Below are 18371 nucleotides of genomic sequence, written 5' to 3'. Positions count from 1 at the left end.
GAGGGAGCCTTTGATGACGGGAATACCGCCGATCGCGCCTTACCGACTGCCGCCGAGGGATGCGCTGCCGGAAAACACCGTGCGCTGGACCGTCGACCCGGATCGGGCGGTGCTCCTCATCCACGATATGCAGAGCTATTTCCTCAAGCCCTTTGAGGACGGCATGCGCAGCGAATTGGTGAGTAACATCGCCGACCTCAAGAAGCGCTGCGGAACGCTGGGGGTGCCGGTGGCCTACACCGCCCAGCCCGGCGGGATGACGGACCGGCAACGCGGGCTCCTGAAGGACTTCTGGGGCCCCGGCATGCGCACGGACGAGACCGAACGCGCGGTCGTTCCCGAACTCGAACCCGACGCGGACGACTGGATGAGCACGAAATGGCGCTACAGCGCGTTCTTCGGGTCGGAGCTGCTGCAGCGCATGCGCGCGCAACGGCGTGACCAGTTGATCATTTGCGGTGTCTACGCGCATATCGGTGTGCTGTCGACTGCTTTGGAAGCGTTCTCCAACGACATCCAGCCCTTCCTGGTCGCCGACGCGCTCGGCGACTTCTCCGAGGACCGCCACAGGATGGCCCTCGAATACGCGACACGGTGCTGCGCCATGGTGGTCCGAACCGAGGACGTGCTCGCATGAGCGCACTGCTTGAGCAGGTTCTCGCGCTGGAACTACCCGCCTTCGCGATCATCCACCGTCCCGAAAGCGGCTCCCCCGGCAGGCTGGACATCCTGACCGGCCGGGTGACCGAGTACAAGTCGCTGGACGACATCCCGTTGGCGGACGACTCCGGGCCGGGTCCCGCGCTCGACACGTTGGTGCTCGTCCCCTACCGGCAGCTGGCCGACCGCGGCTTCGCCGCGCGGGACGACGGCACGCCCCTGCTCGCGATGAGCCTCACCGCTCGCGACACCGTGCCGGTCGCCACAGCGCTCGCCCGCTTCCCGCAGGTCCCGACAGAATTGGCCGACGGTCACTTCGACGTGGACGACACCGCCTATGCGCAGATGGTGCGTCAGATCGTCACCGAGGAGATCGGCACCGGCGAGGGCGCCAACTTCGTGATGAAGCGCTCGTTCGTCGCGGACATCGGCGACTACTCCCTGAGCAGCGCCCTGTCGTTCTTCCGGCGGCTGTTGGAGCGCGAGGAGAAGGCCTACTGGACCTTCATCATCCACACCGGCCGCAACACCCTCGTCGGTGCGACACCGGAGCGCCATATCTCGCTCGCCGGCGGCACAGCCGTCATGAACCCGATCAGCGGCACGTACCGGTATCCGTCCGGCGGCCCCACCTTGCAGGGGGTCATGGAGTTCCTCGCCGACGTCAAGGAGACCGACGAGCTCTACATGGTCCTCGACGAGGAACTGAAGATGATGGCCCGGCTGTGCGATGACGGGGGGCGCGTCCACGGGCCGTACCTGAAGGAAATGGCGCGGCTGGCGCACACCGAATACCTGATCGAAGGCAGGACCAGCCGCGATGTGCGGGAGGTCCTGCACGAGACGATGTTCGCCCCGACCGTCACGGGAAGCCCGCTGGAGAGCGCCGCCAAGGTCATCTCGCGCCACGAGCCGAAAGGACGCGGCTATTACAGCGGGGTCGCCGCGCTGATCGGACGGGACGCGGCCGGACAGCAGACACTCGACTCGGCGATCCTGATCCGGACGGCCGACATCGATCCCGGCGGCCGGATGAACATTTCCGTGGGGGCCACACTGGTGCGCCACTCCGACCCGATGGCCGAGGCCGCCGAGACCCACAGCAAGCTGGCGACCCTGCTCAACGCGCTCAAGTCCGACCGTTCATCCGGCTACGCGGCCAACCCGGAGGTCCGCGCCGCCCTGGAGCGCCGCAACGAGGGGATCGCGGGCTTCTGGCTCCGGGACAAGGGCGACCACCCGTCGGCCGGGGCCTCGCTGGACGGCATGACGGCACTGGTCGTGGACGCGGAGGACACCTTCACCGCGATGCTCGACCAGCAGTTGCGGTCACTGGGGTTGTCCGTGAAGGTCCGCCGCTTCGACGAGCCGTACGACGTGGCGGCCTACGACCTGACGGTCTTCGGTCCCGGTCCGGGAGATCCGCGGATGACCTCCCACTCCAAGATCGCCAAGCTGCGGCAGTCGATCGACACCGCGCTGGCGGGTCGCCGGCCGATGCTGGCCGTGTGCCTGAGCCATCAGGTGCTCAGCACGAAGCTCGGCTTCGACCTGCACCGCCGCGAGGTACCCAACCAGGGCGTACAGCGTGAGATCGAACTGTTCGGCGTGCGCGAACGAGTGGGCTTCTACAACACGTTCGCCGCGCACAGCGCGGTGAGCAAGCGAACCGTCGACGGGATCGGCGTGGTCGAGGTGAGCCGAGACCAGGAGACCGGCGAGGTGAACGCGCTACGCGGGCCGGGCTTCGCCTCGGTTCAGTTCCACGCCGAGTCGGTGCTCACCGTCGACGGCCCGCGCATCATCCGAGAGGCGATACAGGGGGTGCTCGGCCGATGAGAGTGGATGTCGTCTGGTGGGACCTGGCCAGGTCCCACCAGACCGTCGAATCCCTGGAGAAGGATCTTCGTGACGGCTCCGTCGAGCCGTGGCACGAGGTCAAGGGACTGCGCCTGAAGCTGTGGATCGCCGACCGTGAACGCGGCCGTTGGGGCGCGGTCATGTGGTGGGACTCGGACGTTCCGGCAGATCAGCAGCTGCCCCCCAACCGGGCGGCCGAGCTGATCGGGTACGCACCCGACCACCGCACCGCCTTCGACGTCGCAGCGGTGGCCGAGGGGATCGACTCGCACGGCCTCGCCTTCTCCGCCGGGCCCTCGGTACCGGCACAAGCCCTGGAGCGCGGGTAATGCACCGATACATGGTCGTAGACGCCTTTGCCAGCGAGCCGCTGCTGGGCAACCCGGTCGCCGTCTTCTTCGACAGCGAGGATCTGACCGGTGAGACGATGCAGCGCATCGCGAAGGAGATGAACCTCTCCGAGGTCACCTTCGTGCTGCCGGCCGAGCAGGACGGCGACGCACGGATCAGGATCTTCACCCCGGTGAACGAACTGCCGTTCGCCGGGCACCCGATGCTCGGCACGGCCTTCGCACTCGGTCGGACCTGGGGACGCGACAGGCTGCGGCTGGAGACCGCGATGGGGGTCATCCCGTTCGAGCTGGGTACCCGCGACGGCGCCGCGTGGGTCCAGATGGAACAGCCGGTTCCCAGTTGGAAGCCCTACGATCTCGCCACGGACCTCCTGGCCGCACTCGGGGTCGGGTCATCGACGGCCCCGGTCGAGATCTACCGCAACGGGCCGCGGCACGTGTTCGTGGGGTTGAGCGACGTTGGGGCGCTTTCCGCTCTCCACCCGGATCATCGCGCCCTCTCGCGCTTCCCCGATATGGCCGCCAACTGCTTCGCCGAGGCGGACGGGGGTTGGCGAACGCGGATGTTCTCCCCCGCCTACGGTGTGGTCGAGGACGCGGCGACCGGTTCCGCTGCCGGGCCTCTCGCGATTCACCTGGCCAGACACGGGTTCGCCGAATACGGGCAGGAAATCAGAATTACCCAGGGCGTGGAAATGGGACGCGCGTCGGTCATGAGGGCGACCGCCGAGGGGGTCGGCGAGTCAATTCACTCGGTGCACGTCGGCGGGCACGCTGTCGCGGTCGCCGAGGGAACAATCAATGTCTAACGGGGGAGTCTTTCATGGACGCAAGTGAATTCGAGTCCCTCAGCGGGAAGGTCGACCTCCCCTTCCCCGAGTACGACGAGCCGCCGTCGGATCCTCTCCAGCTGGTGCGCAGCTGGATTTCCGAGGCACGGGAAAGCGGAGTCCGCGAGCCCACCGCGCTGGCGCTGGCCACTGCGGACGCCCGCGGCCGTGCCTCCAACCGGGTGGTCGCCATCACCGAGGTCACCGACCTCGGTCTGGTGTTCACCAGCCACACGTGCAGCCAGAAAGGACGCGAACTCGCTGCTACGGGGTGGGCGTCGGGTTTGCTGTACTGGAGAGAGACCGGTCAGCAGATCATTCTCTCCGGTCCAGTCGTGCTGCTGCCCGACGCCGAGTCGGACGCCCTGTGGTCCGCCCGGGCGATTCCGTTGCACGCCATGTCGACGGTCACCCGGCAGAGTGAGCCACTGGAGGACGTCGAGGCTCTGCGCGCCAGGGCACGCAGCCTGGAACTGACCGGGTCGCCCCAGCCCCGGCCGGAGTTCTTCGTCGGCTACCGGCTGCAGCCCGCCGTCGTCGAATTCTGGAGCGCGAGCTCGGACCGGCTGCACCGCAGGCTGCGCTATGACCGCGACTCGCTTGAGTGGCGTACGAGCCGACTGCAGCCGTAATCCCCACTCCAGTGCCCGGATACACCCGACCCTTTCCATGAGGGAGAGACAATGCCCTTTACCGCAGAACAGATTCTGGATCTTCCATTCGACGTCCAGCCCGATCCGGACGAGTTCATCCGCGCCGCCATGGAGTGGCACTTCAATCCCGAGACCGGCTGCAGGTTCTGGCTGGACCGAGCCGCCGGTCTCGGCTTCGATCCGCGAGCCGATATCAAGTCGTACGAAGACCTCCGGCTCTTCCCGAACATGGCCGCGGAGCTTCGTGACGTCCGTGGCGAGGACCTGATTCCCGGGGGATACGGAAATCAGCCCGACGTGATCGGGTTCTTCGAAAGCGGCGGCACCACCGGCGCCCCGAAGCGGGTCGTTCTGATGCGGGACTGGCTCGATCGCATGGTGAGCTGGAGCAACGCGAACCTGGACCGCCACGGTGTGCCGCGCGGAGGGAACTGGCTCGGAATCATCCCGACCGGACCGCACGTCGTGGGCACCCTGTTCCGGCAGCACGCCGTGACGCACGGCCGCCACGGCTTCACGATCGACCTCGATCCGCGCTGGGTGAAGCGGCTCATCGCCGACGGTCAGTTCGGGCAGGTCGACGCCTACGGCCGGCACCTCATCGACCAGGCCGCCGACGTCCTGCGGACGCAGGACATCGGCCTGCTCACCATCACGCCCCCGCTGCTGGAACGGCTGTCCAGGGACGAGAAGTTGGTCGCCCTGGTGAACGAGCGGGTGAAGTGCATCAGGTGGGGAGGCACTCAGATGGACGCCGACTCCCGGCACCTCTTCAAGACCGAGGTGTTCCCCGAGGTCGCGCTGTGCGGCGAGTACGGAAGCACGATGATCATCGGGGTCGCGGGCGAGCGTGCCGGGATATCCGTCGACGGTCCGTGTGTCTTCGACTCGTTCTCCCCCTACGTGACCTTCACGGTCGTAGATCCGAAGAGCCTTGAGCCGGTGCCCTACGGAGAGCGGGGCCGGGTGCTGGTCAACCACGTCAGCAAGTCCTTCCTGCTGCCCGGCAACCTGGAACGTGACCTCGCCACGCGGATTCCTCAGGTGAACGGCCTGGTCGGGGACTCGGTCGCCGACATCTCCACGGTCGCGGTCTTCGAGGACGAGGACGTCATCGAGGGGGTCTACTGATGATCGACCTGCCCGCGCTCGGTGCAACGGGTGCCTACCGCTCCAGGAACATACAGACGGTCACCGATGTGGCAGGCACTGCCCTCGCGGAACTGAGCCTCGTGCCGCCGTTGTATGTCAACCGCACCATGGCGGCGCTGCGCCGGGGCAGCGGCATGCCGGCCGACGAACGGGCCGACGCGATGATCCGTGCGGCCGAGCTCTTCGCGACCGCGACGATCGACGGCCTGACCGTCGAGGAGTATCAACACGCTGTCAGCAGAGTCGGTGGAGTCCCGATCTCCTCCGTCGTCACGGCGACCGCCACGGTCGCCGAGCGGGTGGCGAAAGCTCATGCGAGCGTCCAGTACGCGCGTCCGCGGGGGGCGGTCGACAACTGGCGCGATCCGCTGACACGGACCGGCCGTTCGGTGTGGACACGGCGCGGAGACGTGTTCGCCGTGCACGCCGCGGGCAACCATCCCGGCACCCACAGCATCTGGCCGGAGGCACTGGCGCTGGGCTACCGCGTCGCGGTCCGCCCGTCGAGCCGCGATCCCTTCACCCCGCACCGGCTTGTGACGGCACTGCGGAGCGCGGGATTCGCCGACGATCAGGTGGTGCTCCTGCCCACCGACCACGCCGGTGCCGACGCCATTCTGCGCGGCGCCGACCTGGGGATGGTGTACGGCGGCGAGGAGGTGACCCGCAAGTACGGCGAGGCCGCGACGGTGCTGCCGCAGGGGCCGGGTCGGTCGAAGATCCTCATCACGGCGGACGTGGACTGGCGCGACCACCTGGACGTGATCGTCGCATCCGTGAGCGGCCACGGCGGGACCGGATGTGTGAACACGACAGCCGTCTTTGTGGAGGGCGACCCGACTCCGCTGGCCGAGGCGGTCGCTGCGCGGTTGTCCACCGCGACCCCCCTGCCGCCCGAGGACGACAAGGCCGTACTCCCCGTACAGCCGGTCGCGGTCGCCAAGGCGATCGAAACGTACCTGCTGAAGAAAGCAGCGGGCGCCCGGCCCTGGCTCGGCGGCGACGGCGTCGTGGGCGAACTCGGGGACGGGAGCGCCGCGTTGCTGCCGGCCGTCCACCAACTCGACGATCCGGCCGCTCCGCAAGCAGGTGTGGAACTGCCGTTCCCTTGTGTGTGGATCGCGCCGTGGACACCCGAGGCCGGTACGGACCCGCTGAAGAACACGCTCGTGCTCAACGCGATGACCCACGACACCCAGCTCATCGACCGCCTGCTCGACGAGCCGACCATCAGCAACCTGTACCTGGGAAGCCGGCCCACCTACTGGATGGACCCGTCGGTACCGCACGACGGCTACCTCGCCGACTTCCTCATGCGGAACAAGGGCGTTGTCCGGAACGGACTCCCCGTGTCTGTCGGCCGCCACTGAAAGTGGTTCCGGCGACGCTCACGTTCGCACCGTGAGCGCGGTTCCGATGTCGCCCGCGGCGGCTCGCCACCGGGACGCTTCCTCCAACTCCAACGAGATCGAAAGGGTCCTACCTTGTCCCACTCCGTGGAACCGGCCGACGTCCTGATCGTCGGCGGCGGGTCGGCCGGCGCGGTGCTCGCCGCGCGCCTGAGCGCGAACCCCGCCCGGCGCGTCGTGCTGCTTGAGGCCGGGCCGGACTACGGCCCCACCCAGTTCCCCACCGCGCTGCTCGACGCCAACCGCATAGCCGATCTCGATCACGACTGGGGATACACCTCACGGGGCGGGCGACTGAGCCCCGAGATCGCCACTCTGCGCGGCAAGGTGATCGGCGGGAGTTCCGCCGTCAACGCCGGCGCCGCCCTCCGCGCCCGCGCCCGCGACTTCGCCCGCTGGGCCGAGAACGGGCTCGACGACTGGAGCTTCAGCGACGTCCTGCCGTACTTCCGTGCCCTGGAGAACACCCCCACCGGCCAGGACGAGTTTCACGGGCGAAGCGGGCCGATGCCCGTGCGCCAACTGGCCGACTCCGATCTGACCCCCGCGCATCGTGCCTTCATCGACGCCGCGGTCGCCCGTGGCCACAAGCGGATCGCCGACTTCAACGGTACCGAGCAGGACGGCGTCGGAGCCTTCGCGGTCAACGTCCTCGATGGGGTCCGACAGAACACCGCACTGGTCTACCTCACCCCTGAGGTGCGCGCCCGCCCGAATCTCAGCGTGCACGGTGCCGTCACCGTCGACCGGATCCTGTTCCACGGTGGCAAGGCGACCGGAGCGGTCACCGCCGACGGGACCGTGCACAACGCCGACGAGGTGATCCTCTCTGCCGGGACCTACGGAAGCGCGGCGATCCTGCTGCGCTCCGGCATCGGCCCCGCCGGCGAACTGGCGGCGCTCGGCATCGAGCCCCTCGCCGACCTACCCGTCGGACAACACCTGCAAGACCACCCTTTCTGCCCCGCGGTCTATGCCCTCGCCCCGGGGCGAGGGGAGATGGCTCCGGCCCTCGGCGCACTGCTGTGGACCGCCTCCAGCGAGGCCGCGGACGGTGAACTCGACCTGAACGTCGTCGCCGTGCATCCCAACGGCGCTCCGTTCATGCCCGCCGGCGGCGTCATCGCCCTCTCCACGGCTCTCGTGCTCCCCGAGGCGCAGGGCACGGTGCGCCTCGCCGGCCGCGATCCGCTTGCCCAGCCCTTGATCGACCACAACTACCTCGGCACCGACCGCGACCGCCGACGCATGCTCGAAGGCGTACGAATCGCCCGTGATCTGGCCCGTGACCCGGCACTCGCGCCGTCGCTCGCCGGGCTTCTGATGCCGCGCGAACTGCCCGACGACGCCGAGGAACTGACGCGGGTGATCGAATCCAGCCTCTCCATCTACGGTCACCCCACCTCCACCGCCCCCATGGGTGCCGCCGACTCGCCTCAGGCCGTCGTCGACTCCCGCGGAGCCGTGCACGGACTCGCCGCCCTGCGTGTCGTGGACGCCTCGATCATCCCGTACGTGCCCTCCAGCGTCACCAACCTGACCACGATCATGCTCGCCGAACGCATCGCCCACCTCGTCTACGACGACTGACAGCCGTGCTTCCCCTGGCTGAACTCGGCAGGAGTTCAGCCAGGGAGCCCGCATCAGGCCGAATCACTGCGTCTGGGGCTGCTGTGCAGGAAGGGACTGCAGGATTTGAGGGTCCTCTGGACAGGACTTGTTTCGATCATGCGGATGGAGTCCAGCATGCTGAGACTGTCGGCCAGATAGTCATGCAGTTCACTGGGACTCTTGCACAGGACCAGGGCCACCAGGTTGGTCGGGCCGGTGGTGGAGGCCAGGAAGGCCAGTTCCTTGTGTTGGATCAGGGTGTTCGCCACCTGGTTCAGGTGCGCGGGGGCGACGGACATCCACAGCAGGGCTTGCGTGGTGATGCCGTACACCTCCGCGCTGATCTCGACGTCGAAGGTGAGCATGCCGCTGGCCTGCAAAGCGGCGAGTCGCCGCGTAATGGTCGAGGAGGACTGGCCGGTCTCGGCGGCGAGGTCCGTGTAGCTGATGCGGCCGTTGTTCTGCAACGCGGCCAGCAGCTGCCAGTCCGCCTGGGTCAGGGATGAGCGCTTGGGCTCGTCAGCTTCATCCGACGAGTCGAGTCCTCGGCGCAGCTGTTCCTGCTGCTCCTTGGTGAGAGCGCTGGTGTGCCCCTGCCATGCGGTGGGACCGCCCAGATAGTTGTGCAGCAGGCGGTGCGCCGACACCTCGGCGATGTTGGCCACACGAGGGATCTCGCGGAACAGCAGCGTATGGTGCGCCGCGGAATTCATGACGAAACATATTTCGGTTCCGCCTGACACGAGCCGCACCCAGGTCGTGTCGTCCCGCCGAGCCAGGCTGTACGCGACACTCTGAGCGGTGTTCGGGCTGGCCGTGAGCCTCAGAATCCATTTCCCGGCCGACGATTGCCGCGGATTCGCCACCCCGACAACGCGAAGCGACAGCTCACTGCTCAGCCGCCCGTAACGACGGGCGACTGTTTGTGTGGAGACGCCCAGAACCTCGGCGATCCGGCTGAATGGCGCCCGACCGTCGATACGCAGGGCATGAATGATACAGTGGTCCAATTCATCTATTGTTGGGACCGTTGGCTCAGAAAAATCGCCCACTGGCCGTTTAGGCCCATGGACGCTCAGCACGGTTTGCTCAGCAAGGTTTGCAGCACCAGTTTTCCCCCGATAGCCTGGGACAGGACCTTGTCAATGGACTTGACTGTGGGCGACGGCGATCTTCATCACCAAAGCCCCGGCACGTTCCGTTCGATCATGGTGGTCAGCCAGTTCTCGTGATCGGTCACGCTTTGCCGGCCGTGGCGCGCGAGCATGGAGTCCGCAATCGTGGTCTGAGGAATACGCGTCCGCCGAGTACCGGCATCACGTCCTGGCATTCCAAGCGATCAAGGCCGAACGATTCGGCAATATCGCATGCAGCCGCTGCCACTACACCAGCCCCCCGACCAGCTCCTGAACCACTACGGACCATGACCATCTCCACGAAGTGGATATCAATACGTCAAGAGCAACTCGCCGTTTTCCTGACTTATTGCCAGGATTTGGTCGGCGGAATCCACTGGGCCCAGTCTTCGGACGAGTGTACACAGGTTCTCGCTCTCCGTGTGTACGGCGGAAGTATCTGCAGGTGGCAGCGGTGGAGCGGCCCCGTCCTTCAGCGCGCCGGTCCCGGTCGGCGAGCGCGGCTAGGAGCCCCCGCCTCCCGGGGAGACAAGTCCCGTCTCGTACGCGAGGACGACGGCCTGGACGCGATCGCGGAGATCCAGCTTGGACAGGATGCGGCCGATGTGGGTCTTGATGGTGGTGGGGCTGAGGAGCAGGCGGTCCGCGAGTTCGGCGTTGCTCAGGCCCGTCGCGAGCAGGCGGAGCACCTCCAGTTCGCGCGGGGTCAGGCCGGACAGGTCGCGGTGGAGACCGGCCGGCCGGTCCTCCTCGCGCTGGGCGAAGCGTTCGATCAGACGGCGGGTGATCGCGGGGGCGAGCAGGGCGTCGCCGGACTGCACCAGGCGTACGGCGGCGACGAGATGCTCGGGGCTGACGTCCTTGAGCAGGAAGCCGCTGGCGCCGGCGGTGAGCGCCGCGTAGACGTAGTGGTCGAGGTCGTACGTGGTCAGGATGATGACCCTGGTGCCGTCCGGGCCGTCGGCGAGGATCCGCCTGGTCGCTTCTATGCCGTCCATCTGTGGCATCCGGATGTCCATGAGCACGACGTCGGGCCGGGTGCGCCGGACCGCGGCGAGCGCCTCGGCTCCGTCGGCCGCCTCGGCCGTCACCTCGATGCCGTCCGCGGCGAGGATCATTCCGAAGCCGGTGCGGACGAGGGCCTGGTCGTCGGCGATGACGGCGCGCAGCGCCGGCCGGTTCACGCCGTCCGCCACGGGACTCGGGCCTTGACCCGGTAGCCACCGGCGAGGGTCGGACCGGCCGTGAGTTCGCCGCCGTAGACCGCAAGCCGTTCCCTCAGTCCGATCAGCCCGCGGCCGTTGCCGTCCGGCCGAGGGGCGTCGCGGGCGGCTCCGGTGTCGGTGATCTCGATCTCCAGTGAGTCTCCGGTGTATCCGACGGTGACGGAGGCATCGGCGCCGGGCGCGTGTTTGATGGTGTTGGTCAGTGCCTCCTGTACAACGCGGTACGCCGCGAGGTCCACCCCGGGCGGCAGCGGGTCGGGCGGCAGCGACATCGCGATGCCGACCGGTGTCCCGGCGGCACGTACCCGCTCGATCAGGGCGTCGAGCTGCCCGAGGCCGGGCTGCGGTTCGAGGCCGTCGGCGGGGCTGTCGGGGCGGCCGGTGTCCGGGGCGGCCAACAGGCCCATCACATGCCGCAGTTCGGCCATCGCGGCCCGGCCGCCGGCCTCGACCGCCAGCAGGGCCTGCTTCGACCGCTCCGGCGCCGCGTCCATCACCTTGCGTGCCGCGCCCGCCTGGATGACCATCACGCTCACATTGTGGGTCACGACGTCGTGCAGTTCGGCGGCGATCCGGGCCCGCTCCTCCTCGACGGCCCGGCGCATGCTCTCCTCCTGGACCTGCTGCAGCCGTGTGTACCGGTCCCGGCTGGCCGCCAGCCGCCGCTGCCAGAAGCGGACGGTGCTGGCCAGCACCCCGGCGACCAGCAGCACGACCGCTGGGGTCGACCATCCCGGGAACACCGGATCCGTACCCCGGAACGCAAAGCCGACCAGCACGGCGGCGACGACCAGCCCAGCCGTCGCCCGCGCCCGGTGACGGCTGTACATGGTGGCGCTGTAGGCGCCGATGACGCAGGTCAGCACGTTGATCCAGGAGGCGGCGTCGCCGATGACCGCCGTCGCGCCCAGCACCACCCCGAACGTGGCCAGCGGATACCTGCGCCGGGCCGCCAGCGGCAGCGCGGACAGGACGACCAGCGGCCAGGCCGGGGCGGAGGGTTCGCCCTCCACGACCCGCGAACCCGGTACGGGGGGCACGGGCGGGCGCGGGACCGGCAGGCTGTCCCGGGCATACCCGGACTCGACCTTCGAGCTGACCCGAACCGGCCCGTCGCCGGGATAGCGCGACGCCACGACCAGCGCGAGAACGGTCAGCAGGACCGCCAGCACCACATCGGCGCGCACGGCCCGCCGCGACCGCGGGGCATCCTCCGCCTCCGACCGCAGCGCGTCGCGCAGTTGCCGACGCCAGCCTTGCCGGCCCTCCGTCTCCACCGGCTCATTGTGCGGTCCCCGCGCCCCCTTCCGCGTCCTCCTGCGCGGCCAAGTCGCCGTCCCTCAGGCGTACTTCGCAGGGATGAGGCCGCGGGCACCTCCTTCGCAGGGAGGCCCGGATGTCGGTGCCGCGGCCGACGCGCCCCACAGAGCCACGGCCCTACCTTCGCTGGGCCGACACAGACATCTCCCTCTCGGCCGTCTCTCCGACCACCTCCCTCTCGACCGCAAGGACGGACCACACCCATGACTCACGTGATCGAACTGGCGGGCGTGGCGAAGCGCTACGACAGCGCCGGTGCGCCCGCGCTCGGACCGCTGGACGTCAGCGTCGCCCAGGGCGAGGCGCTCGCCGTGACCGGTCCCTCCGGCAGCGGCAAGTCCACGCTGCTGAACCTGGTCGCCGGCCTCGACAAGCCGACCGAAGGCGCGGTGACCGTGGCCGGGCAGCGGATCGACCGGTTGAGCGAGCACGCGCTGGCCCGGTTCCGCCACGAGCGGATCGGCATGGTCTTCCAGTTCTTCAATCTGCTCGACGACCTCACCGTCGCCGACAACATCCAGCTTCCCGCCCAGCTGGCCGGGACCCCGCGGCGCAAGGCGGCGGGCCGCGCCGACGAGCTCATGGAGCTGCTGGGCATGACCAGGCACGCCCGCGCCTACCCGGGCCGGCTGTCCGGCGGCGAGCGCCAGCGGGTCGCGGTCGCCCGGGCGCTGGTCAACCGGCCGGCGCTGCTGCTCGCCGACGAACCGACCGGCGCGCTCGACACCGCCTCGGGCCACGACGTACGGGAGCTGCTGCTGGAACTGCACCGCGGCGGGCAGACCCTCGTACTGGTCACGCACGACATGGCGCTGGCTCAGGCGTGTGCGAGCCGCACCATTCACCTGGTGGACGGCCATCTCTCCCTCGACACGCGTGCGGAGGCCGTCCGATGAACCTCTTCGGCACCGGCGCGCTCGGCCGGGTCGTACGTTCCGGGGTGGGACGGCGCCGGGTGCAGACGGTGGTGATCGCCGTGGCCACCATGATGGCGGTCGCCGCGGCCGTGATCGCCGGATCGCTCATCGTCGCCTCGAACGCCCCCTTCGACCACGCCTTCGCGAAGCAGCACGGTCCGCACATCACCGCGCAGTTCGATCCGGCCAAGGTGAGTGCGGCGCAGCTGAGGGCGACGGGGCGGCTGGACGGCGTCACCGCGAGCGCGGGGCCGTATCCGTCGACGACCATCAGTCCGGTCGATCCGGACGGCGGGCACCTGCCGGACCTGAGTCTGGTCGGGCGGTCCGGTCCGCACGGCGACGTGGACGACCTGGACCTGCAGTCCGGCCGGTGGGCCGCGAAGCCGGGCGAGGTCGTTCTCTCCGCGTCGTTCAAGAGCCCCTTCCTCAAGGTCGGTTCCACCCTGAAGGCTTCGGACGCCGCCGACAGCCCGACCCTGAAGGTCGTCGGCTTCGCGGTGTCGGCCGGCCAGACCGCCGATGCCTGGGCGACCCCGGGGCAGGTCGGTGCGCTGGCCTCGAAGGACACACCGGTCACGAGTCAGATGCTCTACCGCTTCGACTCCGCGGGGACCAAGGCGCAGATCTCCGCCGACCGCAAGAAGCTCACCGCCGCCGTACCGTCCGGGGCCTTGATGGGCACCCAGTCCTACCTGGACACCAAGCGTGCCGCCGACACGGGCGCGGCGGCGACCATCCCGTTCATGGTGGCCTTCGGCGTCCTCGGCATCGTGATGTCCGTGATCATCATCAGCAGCGTGATCAGCGGCGCGGTCGGCGCCGGCCTGCGCAGGATCGGCATCCTCAAGGCCATCGGCTTCACCCCGCGCGAGGTCGTACGGGCGTATGTGGCCCAGGCGCTGATCCCGGCCGGCGCCGGTATCGCCCTCGGGGTCGGGCTGGGCAATGTGCTGGCCCTTCCGCTGCTGAAGGACACCGAGCAGGTGTACGGCTCCGCCTCGCTGACGGTGGCCTGGTGGGTGGACGTCGTCGTGCCGGCCGTCGCGCTGCTGATCGTCGCGATCGCGGCGCTGGTCCCCGCGCTGCGGGCCGGGAGGCTGCGCACGGTCGAGGCCATCGCGATCGGCCGGGCACCCCGCACCGGGCGCGGCCAGTGGGCGCACCGGGCGGCCGGGCGGCTGCCGCTGCCGCGGGCGGTGAGCTACGGCCTCGCCAGCCCCTTCGCGCATCCGGTCCGTACGGTCGCGATGCTGCTCGCGGTGGCCTTCGGCACGGTCGCGGCGACCTTCGCGGTGGGGCTGACCTCGTCCCTGAACGCGGTCGGCAGCGCGTCGGATCCCGAGGACCGCGCGGCGGTCACCGCCGTCGTCGGCGGGCCGACCGTTCCGGGTGGCGCCGGAGGCGGAGTTCGCCACATGCACCCCGGGGAAGGAAGCGGCAGTCCTCCGTCGGCCGACCCGGCGAAGGTCCGCGCCGCCATCGAAGCGCAGGCCGGCACGGCTTCGTACTACGGCATGGCCAAGGACGACGTGACCGTGGTGGGGATCTCCGGCTCGGTCCAGGCCACCCTCTACCAGGGCGATTCACGTCCCGGCAGCTACGAGATGATCTCCGGGCACTGGATCACCGGCGCGGGGCAGGCCGTCGTACCCACAGGTTTCCTGGAACGGACCGACACCAAGATCGGCGACACGGTCCGGGTGACCCTCGGGAAGGACACTCGGACCCTGAAGATCGTCGGCGAGGCCTTCGACACGTCGAACGACGGCCTGTCGATCCACGCGGACCTCGCCAGTTTCGCCGGGGCAGAGCCCCAGGTCTTCCAGATCGAGGTGAAGCCGGGCGTCTCCCCCGCCGCGTACGCCGAGAAGCTGCATACGGCGGTGGAGCCATTGGGCGGCGACGCCATCGCCAACTCCGCCTCGCAGCAGGAGAACATGATCCTCGTCCTGAATACGATCGCGGTGCTGCTCACCCTCATGCTGGTCTCCGTGGCGGGCCTCGGTGTGCTCAACTCCGTCGTCCTCGACACCCGTGAACGAGTCCACGACCTGGGCGTCTGCAAGGCACTCGGTATGTCGCCGCGGCAGACCGTGAGCCTCGTACTCGCCTCGGTGGCCGGGATCGGCGTGCTCGGCGGACTGGTCGGGGTACCTCTCGGGTTCGCGCTGCACGGCTTCGTGCTGCCGGTGATGGGGCACGCGGCGGGCACGAATCTGCCGCCGGCGATCCTCGATGTGTACGACGCTCCTCAACTGGTGCTGCTGGGGCTGGCCGGCGTCGCGATAGCCGTGCTGGGCGCGCTGCTCCCGGCCGGCTGGGCGGCCAAGGCCCGTACGGCGACGGCGCTTCGCACGGAGTAGGCGGTCAGCGCGCGCCCTGGGACTCTCCACCGCGGCACGCTTCGTGACGTCGTACCGGAAACGCTTCGGGGTACGCACCGTCGAACCCTTCGCCGTGGAGGCCTGCGACGCCCTGCTCTTCGTCGCCCAGGGGCTGCGCGCGCTGGGCACGGCCGGGGTCGAACGGGGTGCCGTGGTGCACGGGCTCCGCGCGTCCACCTACAAGGGGCTGGCCAAGACCATCCGCTTCGAGGCGTCGACCGATCAGTTCCACTGGGTCGACGGCCTCTTCCTGCACCGCGTGGAGAACGGCGGCCCACACTTCCTCGGCCACTACGACAAGGCCTGACCGGTGCACACCCGCCCGGCCTTGGAGACGGCACGGGAAAACGGGCGGAGGCCGGTCGGCTCCCCTGCTGCCGACCGACTCCCGCCCGGGTCTCTCGCTCTCGGTGGCGTCCGGGCTTCGCGAGAAAAGGCCGGAGCACTTCCGAAAGTGGTCTGTGATGCCGCTCAGGCCAGTTCGGCAGGGCCCTCGCGACTGCTGCTGGCGCGCTCGTACAACCGCTGACGCGCCCTGCCGCCGACCCGGCGGATGCCGGCCCGGGTGTCGTTGAGCGCGCGCGAGACCTCGGCGACCAGCTGCATGGACTCGGCCATCTGCTCGAAGAGGCCGACAGTGGACGGAACCCATGTTCCTTCCGGTGCGTGCTGCTGTCCTACCGACGCGCACTTGCTGAGCAACTCGCCCATCAGACGGTGGAATTCAGCAACGTCCTCATCGGTGAAGTCGTCAATGGTTAATTGATACATATTCGGCGCAGTCGGCCCGCGCATACGCAAAACTCCTTGGCGGTGGGTGAAGAAGGAACAGCTGACGGAGAGCACTTGACGCATACCCGACCCGCCCGCCGAACGGGTCCTAGTGCCCGAGCCCCGCTCCCCCGTCGACCGGAACGACGGCGCCGGTGATGTATCCGGCACCACCGGAGGCCAGGAACGCGACGGCCGCGGCGACCTCCTCGGGCCTGGCGAGACGGCCGAGGGGGATCTGGCCGGTCAATTGCGTGCGTTGTTCTTCCGTGAGGTTCTCACTCATCGAGGTCTCGGTGAGACCGGGTGCGACCACGTTGAAGGTGATCCCGCGAGCGCCGAGTTCCCTCGCCATCGAGCGGGCGAATCCGATCAACCCCGCTTTGGACGCCGCGTAGTTGGCCTGTCCGCTCTCGCCCCTCAGGGCGACGGCGGAGGAGATGAACACGACGCGGCCCTTCCTGGCGCGGAGCATTCCCCGGGTGGCTCGTTTGACGACGCGGAAGGCGCCGGTCAGGTTGGTGTCGACGACCGCGGTGAAATCCTCTTCGGACATGCGCAGCAGCAGCTGGTCCCTGACGATTCCCGCGTTGGATATCAACACCTCGACCGGTCCGTGCTCCGCCTCGACGTGCTCGAAGGCGACGTCGACCTGATCGGCGTCGGTGATGTCGCACCGAACCGCGAGCAGACCCTCCGGCGGCTCGCCCGTCCGATAGGTCACCGCGACGCGGTCACCGGCGGCTGCCATACGACGCGCGACGGCCAGGCCGATACCGCGGCTGCCCCCGGTGATCAGGACTGAACGGGACACAGAATGCCTTTCCGGTCTCTTGGTTCGCCGTGGGGCGGGCTTCTGACGGATGCGGTCGATCAGGGGTGGCAGCTCATGAAACCTCCGCTTGTTGTCGCTTGATCAACCATCCTCGACATGGACGCGTGCAGGAAGCCTCAGCATGTGCAGATGCCTAATGCTGAGGGGGATAAAGAGTGCACAAAGCCGCCATTTTCTCGTGTTCGAGCCCCCGCAACGCCCCGTTGCCGCTTGAAGTCCGGCCCGGGAAGAATGCGTCCCCATGACTGATTCGACCCAACTCCACGAGATCGCGGCCGGCGTGCACATGTGGGCCCCCAACGGCGTGGACACATGGGGTCTGGCCAACTGCGGGCTGGTCCACTCGGACGGCGAGGCCCTCATCGTGGACACGCCGTACACCCCGGCGCTGACCGAGGCCTTTCTCGCCGCGGCCCGCCGCGTGACGGGCGACATCGTGCCGAACACCGTGGTGGCCACGCACGCCAACGGCGACCACACCTGGGGCAATCAGTGCCTCGCCGGCAGCGAGATACTCGCGACGGACGCGGCACTTGAGCACCAGTGCGTGGAGCCGACACCTCAGCAACTGCACGCGCTGGTGCGGGACAGCGATCCGGACCAGCCGCTGGGCTGGTACTTCCGCCGCCACTTCGGGAAGTTCGACTTCTCGGACATACAAGTCCTGCCGCCCACCGCGACGTTCAGCGGTCGCCACGATCTGACGGTCGCTCGGATACCCGTCGAACTGCACGAGGTGGGCCCCGCCCACACCATGGGCGACCTGGTCGTCCATCTCCCCGAGCAGCGGGTCGTGTTCGCGGGCGACATCGTCTTCTCCGGTGACCATCCCTGTCACTGGGCCGGCCCGCTCGACCAGGTCTCGGCGGCGGGCGAACGCATCCTGGCCTTCGATCCCGAGTGGATCGTGCCGGGCCACGGCCCGCTGCTGACACCCGACGAACTGCGCACGTACATCGCGTACTTGGACGACCTGTCCGACCAGGCGCTCCTGTTGCACGGTCAGGGGAAGACCCCGATCGAGGCGGCCCGCGTCCTCATCGACGAGGACCGCTATCCGGGTCTCGGCCTGCCGGAGCGGCTGGCCATCACCCTGTCCACGGAGTTCCGCCACCTCAACGAGGACCGTTCACGCCCGAGCCTCGTCGAACCGTTCGCACTCGCCGCCCGGATCGCCTGGCAGCGCGCGTCGGACACGGCGGCGCCCGCCTGATCCCCAACTGGCATACGGGGTTGGACAATCGGGCCTCC

17 protein-coding genes are annotated in these 18371 nt (G+C 68.8%); 12 read left to right on the top strand and 5 right to left on the bottom strand.

Features of this window, described 5'->3' with window-relative positions; translation table 11 throughout:
• Window positions 1-13 precede the first annotated feature (13 nt).
• From OC490_RS44840 to OC490_RS44805, 8 genes are all read left to right on the top strand, one after another.
• Window positions 14-637, top strand: a complete 624-nt coding sequence (locus OC490_RS44840) for an isochorismatase family protein (protein ID WP_262063839.1) — start codon at window positions 14-16, stop codon at window positions 635-637.
• Entirely contained in the window at window positions 634-2499 is a 1866-nt protein-coding gene (locus OC490_RS44835) for an anthranilate synthase family protein (RefSeq protein WP_262063838.1), read from the top strand. The genes OC490_RS44840 and OC490_RS44835 overlap by 4 nt, the downstream gene beginning before the upstream one ends.
• Window positions 2496-2849: a hypothetical protein gene (locus OC490_RS44830; RefSeq protein WP_262063837.1), complete on the top strand. Its 354-nt coding sequence runs from the start codon at window positions 2496-2498 to the stop codon at window positions 2847-2849. Before OC490_RS44835 ends, OC490_RS44830 begins: the two co-directional genes overlap by 4 nt.
• Before the next feature lie 11 nt (window positions 2850-2860).
• Complete coding sequence (locus OC490_RS44825; protein WP_315986733.1) at window positions 2861-3682, top strand: PhzF family phenazine biosynthesis isomerase; 822 nt, start codon at window positions 2861-2863, stop codon at window positions 3680-3682.
• A 14-nt stretch (window positions 3683-3696) separates the two neighbouring features.
• The gene (gene phzG / locus OC490_RS44820) at window positions 3697-4335 is read left to right on the top strand and encodes a phenazine biosynthesis FMN-dependent oxidase PhzG (RefSeq protein WP_262063835.1); all 639 of its coding nucleotides are present in this window, start codon (window positions 3697-3699) and stop codon (window positions 4333-4335) included.
• 51 nt (window positions 4336-4386) lie between these two features.
• Entirely contained in the window at window positions 4387-5487 is a 1101-nt protein-coding gene (locus tag OC490_RS44815; protein ID WP_262063834.1) for a phenazine antibiotic biosynthesis protein, read from the top strand.
• Window positions 5487-6878: an aldehyde dehydrogenase family protein gene (locus tag OC490_RS44810; RefSeq protein ID WP_262063833.1), complete on the top strand. Its 1392-nt coding sequence runs from the start codon at window positions 5487-5489 to the stop codon at window positions 6876-6878. Before OC490_RS44815 ends, OC490_RS44810 begins: the two co-directional genes overlap by 1 nt.
• 114 nt (window positions 6879-6992) lie before the next feature.
• Window positions 6993-8507: a GMC family oxidoreductase gene (locus OC490_RS44805; RefSeq protein ID WP_262063832.1), complete on the top strand. Its 1515-nt coding sequence runs from the start codon at window positions 6993-6995 to the stop codon at window positions 8505-8507.
• Window positions 8508-8560: 53 nt separating this feature from the next.
• On the opposite strand, the gene OC490_RS44800 is transcribed toward OC490_RS44805, so the two are convergent.
• From OC490_RS44800 to OC490_RS44790, 3 genes are all read right to left on the bottom strand, one after another.
• A complete protein-coding gene (locus OC490_RS44800; protein WP_262063831.1) occupies window positions 8561-9538 on the bottom strand; it encodes an Lrp/AsnC family transcriptional regulator in 978 nt (325 codons plus the stop codon).
• 629 nt (window positions 9539-10167) lie between these two features.
• Complete coding sequence (locus tag OC490_RS44795; RefSeq protein ID WP_262063830.1) at window positions 10168-10860, bottom strand: response regulator; 693 nt, start codon at window positions 10858-10860, stop codon at window positions 10168-10170.
• Window positions 10845-12167, bottom strand: a complete 1323-nt coding sequence (locus tag OC490_RS44790) for a sensor histidine kinase (RefSeq protein ID WP_262063829.1) — start codon at window positions 12165-12167, stop codon at window positions 10845-10847. Before OC490_RS44790 ends, OC490_RS44795 begins: the two co-directional genes overlap by 16 nt.
• A 246-nt stretch (window positions 12168-12413) precedes the next feature.
• Here OC490_RS44790 and OC490_RS44785 point away from each other — a divergent pair, with 246 nt between their 5' ends.
• From OC490_RS44785 to OC490_RS44775, 3 genes are read left to right on the top strand one after another with little or no spacing between them, the layout of a single operon-like run.
• A complete protein-coding gene (locus OC490_RS44785; protein ID WP_262063828.1) occupies window positions 12414-13106 on the top strand; it encodes an ABC transporter ATP-binding protein in 693 nt (230 codons plus the stop codon).
• On the top strand, window positions 13103-15493 hold the full coding sequence (locus tag OC490_RS44780) for an FtsX-like permease family protein (protein ID WP_262063827.1): 2391 nt from the start codon (window positions 13103-13105) through the stop codon (window positions 15491-15493). Before OC490_RS44785 ends, OC490_RS44780 begins: the two co-directional genes overlap by 4 nt.
• Before the next feature lie 43 nt (window positions 15494-15536).
• The gene (locus OC490_RS44775) at window positions 15537-15821 is read left to right on the top strand and encodes a hypothetical protein (RefSeq protein WP_262063826.1); all 285 of its coding nucleotides are present in this window, start codon (window positions 15537-15539) and stop codon (window positions 15819-15821) included.
• Window positions 15822-15985: 164 nt separating this feature from the next.
• Here the strand turns inward: OC490_RS44775 and OC490_RS44770 are convergent, their stop codons facing one another.
• Together OC490_RS44770 and fabG are read right to left on the bottom strand one after the other, a co-directional pair.
• A complete protein-coding gene (locus tag OC490_RS44770; RefSeq protein ID WP_262063825.1) occupies window positions 15986-16309 on the bottom strand; it encodes a hypothetical protein in 324 nt (107 codons plus the stop codon).
• A gap of 85 nt (window positions 16310-16394) precedes the next feature.
• A complete protein-coding gene (gene fabG / locus OC490_RS44765) occupies window positions 16395-17099 on the bottom strand; it encodes a 3-oxoacyl-ACP reductase FabG (protein WP_262063824.1) in 705 nt (234 codons plus the stop codon).
• A 262-nt stretch (window positions 17100-17361) separates the two neighbouring features.
• Here fabG and OC490_RS44760 point away from each other — a divergent pair, with 262 nt between their 5' ends.
• Complete coding sequence (locus OC490_RS44760; RefSeq protein ID WP_262063823.1) at window positions 17362-18333, top strand: MBL fold metallo-hydrolase; 972 nt, start codon at window positions 17362-17364, stop codon at window positions 18331-18333.
• Window positions 18334-18371: the final 38 nt, after the last annotated feature.

The organism is Streptomyces sp. STR69 (assembly GCF_024519455.1).
In the GTDB taxonomy this organism is placed as follows: Bacteria; Actinomycetota; Actinomycetes; order Streptomycetales; family Streptomycetaceae; genus Streptomyces.
Note: the sequence above shows the minus strand (reverse complement) of the source record. Positions and strands in the feature narration are given on the sequence as shown.

Excerpts from the sequence above, each read along its gene's own strand:
- OC490_RS44780 (WP_262063827.1), top strand. The coding sequence starts at position 13,103 with ATGAACCTCTTCGGCACCGGCGCGCTCGGCCGGGTCGTACGTTCCGGG.
- OC490_RS44785 (WP_262063828.1), top strand. The coding sequence starts at position 12,414 with ATGACTCACGTGATCGAACTGGCGGGCGTGGCGAAGCGCTACGACAGC.
- OC490_RS44810 (WP_262063833.1), top strand. The coding sequence starts at position 5,487 with ATGATCGACCTGCCCGCGCTCGGTGCAACGGGTGCCTACCGCTCCAGG.
- OC490_RS44825 (WP_315986733.1), top strand. The coding sequence starts at position 2,861 with ATGGTCGTAGACGCCTTTGCCAGCGAGCCGCTGCTGGGCAACCCGGTC.
- OC490_RS44760 (WP_262063823.1), top strand. The coding sequence starts at position 17,362 with ATGACTGATTCGACCCAACTCCACGAGATCGCGGCCGGCGTGCACATG.
- OC490_RS44835 (WP_262063838.1), top strand. The coding sequence starts at position 634 with ATGAGCGCACTGCTTGAGCAGGTTCTCGCGCTGGAACTACCCGCCTTC.
- OC490_RS44830 (WP_262063837.1), top strand. The coding sequence starts at position 2,496 with ATGAGAGTGGATGTCGTCTGGTGGGACCTGGCCAGGTCCCACCAGACC.
- OC490_RS44815 (WP_262063834.1), top strand. The coding sequence starts at position 4,387 with ATGCCCTTTACCGCAGAACAGATTCTGGATCTTCCATTCGACGTCCAG.
- OC490_RS44770 (WP_262063825.1), bottom strand. The coding sequence starts at position 16,309 with ATGCGCGGGCCGACTGCGCCGAATATGTATCAATTAACCATTGACGAC.
- OC490_RS44840 (WP_262063839.1), top strand. The coding sequence starts at position 14 with ATGACGGGAATACCGCCGATCGCGCCTTACCGACTGCCGCCGAGGGAT.
- phzG (WP_262063835.1), top strand. The coding sequence starts at position 3,697 with ATGGACGCAAGTGAATTCGAGTCCCTCAGCGGGAAGGTCGACCTCCCC.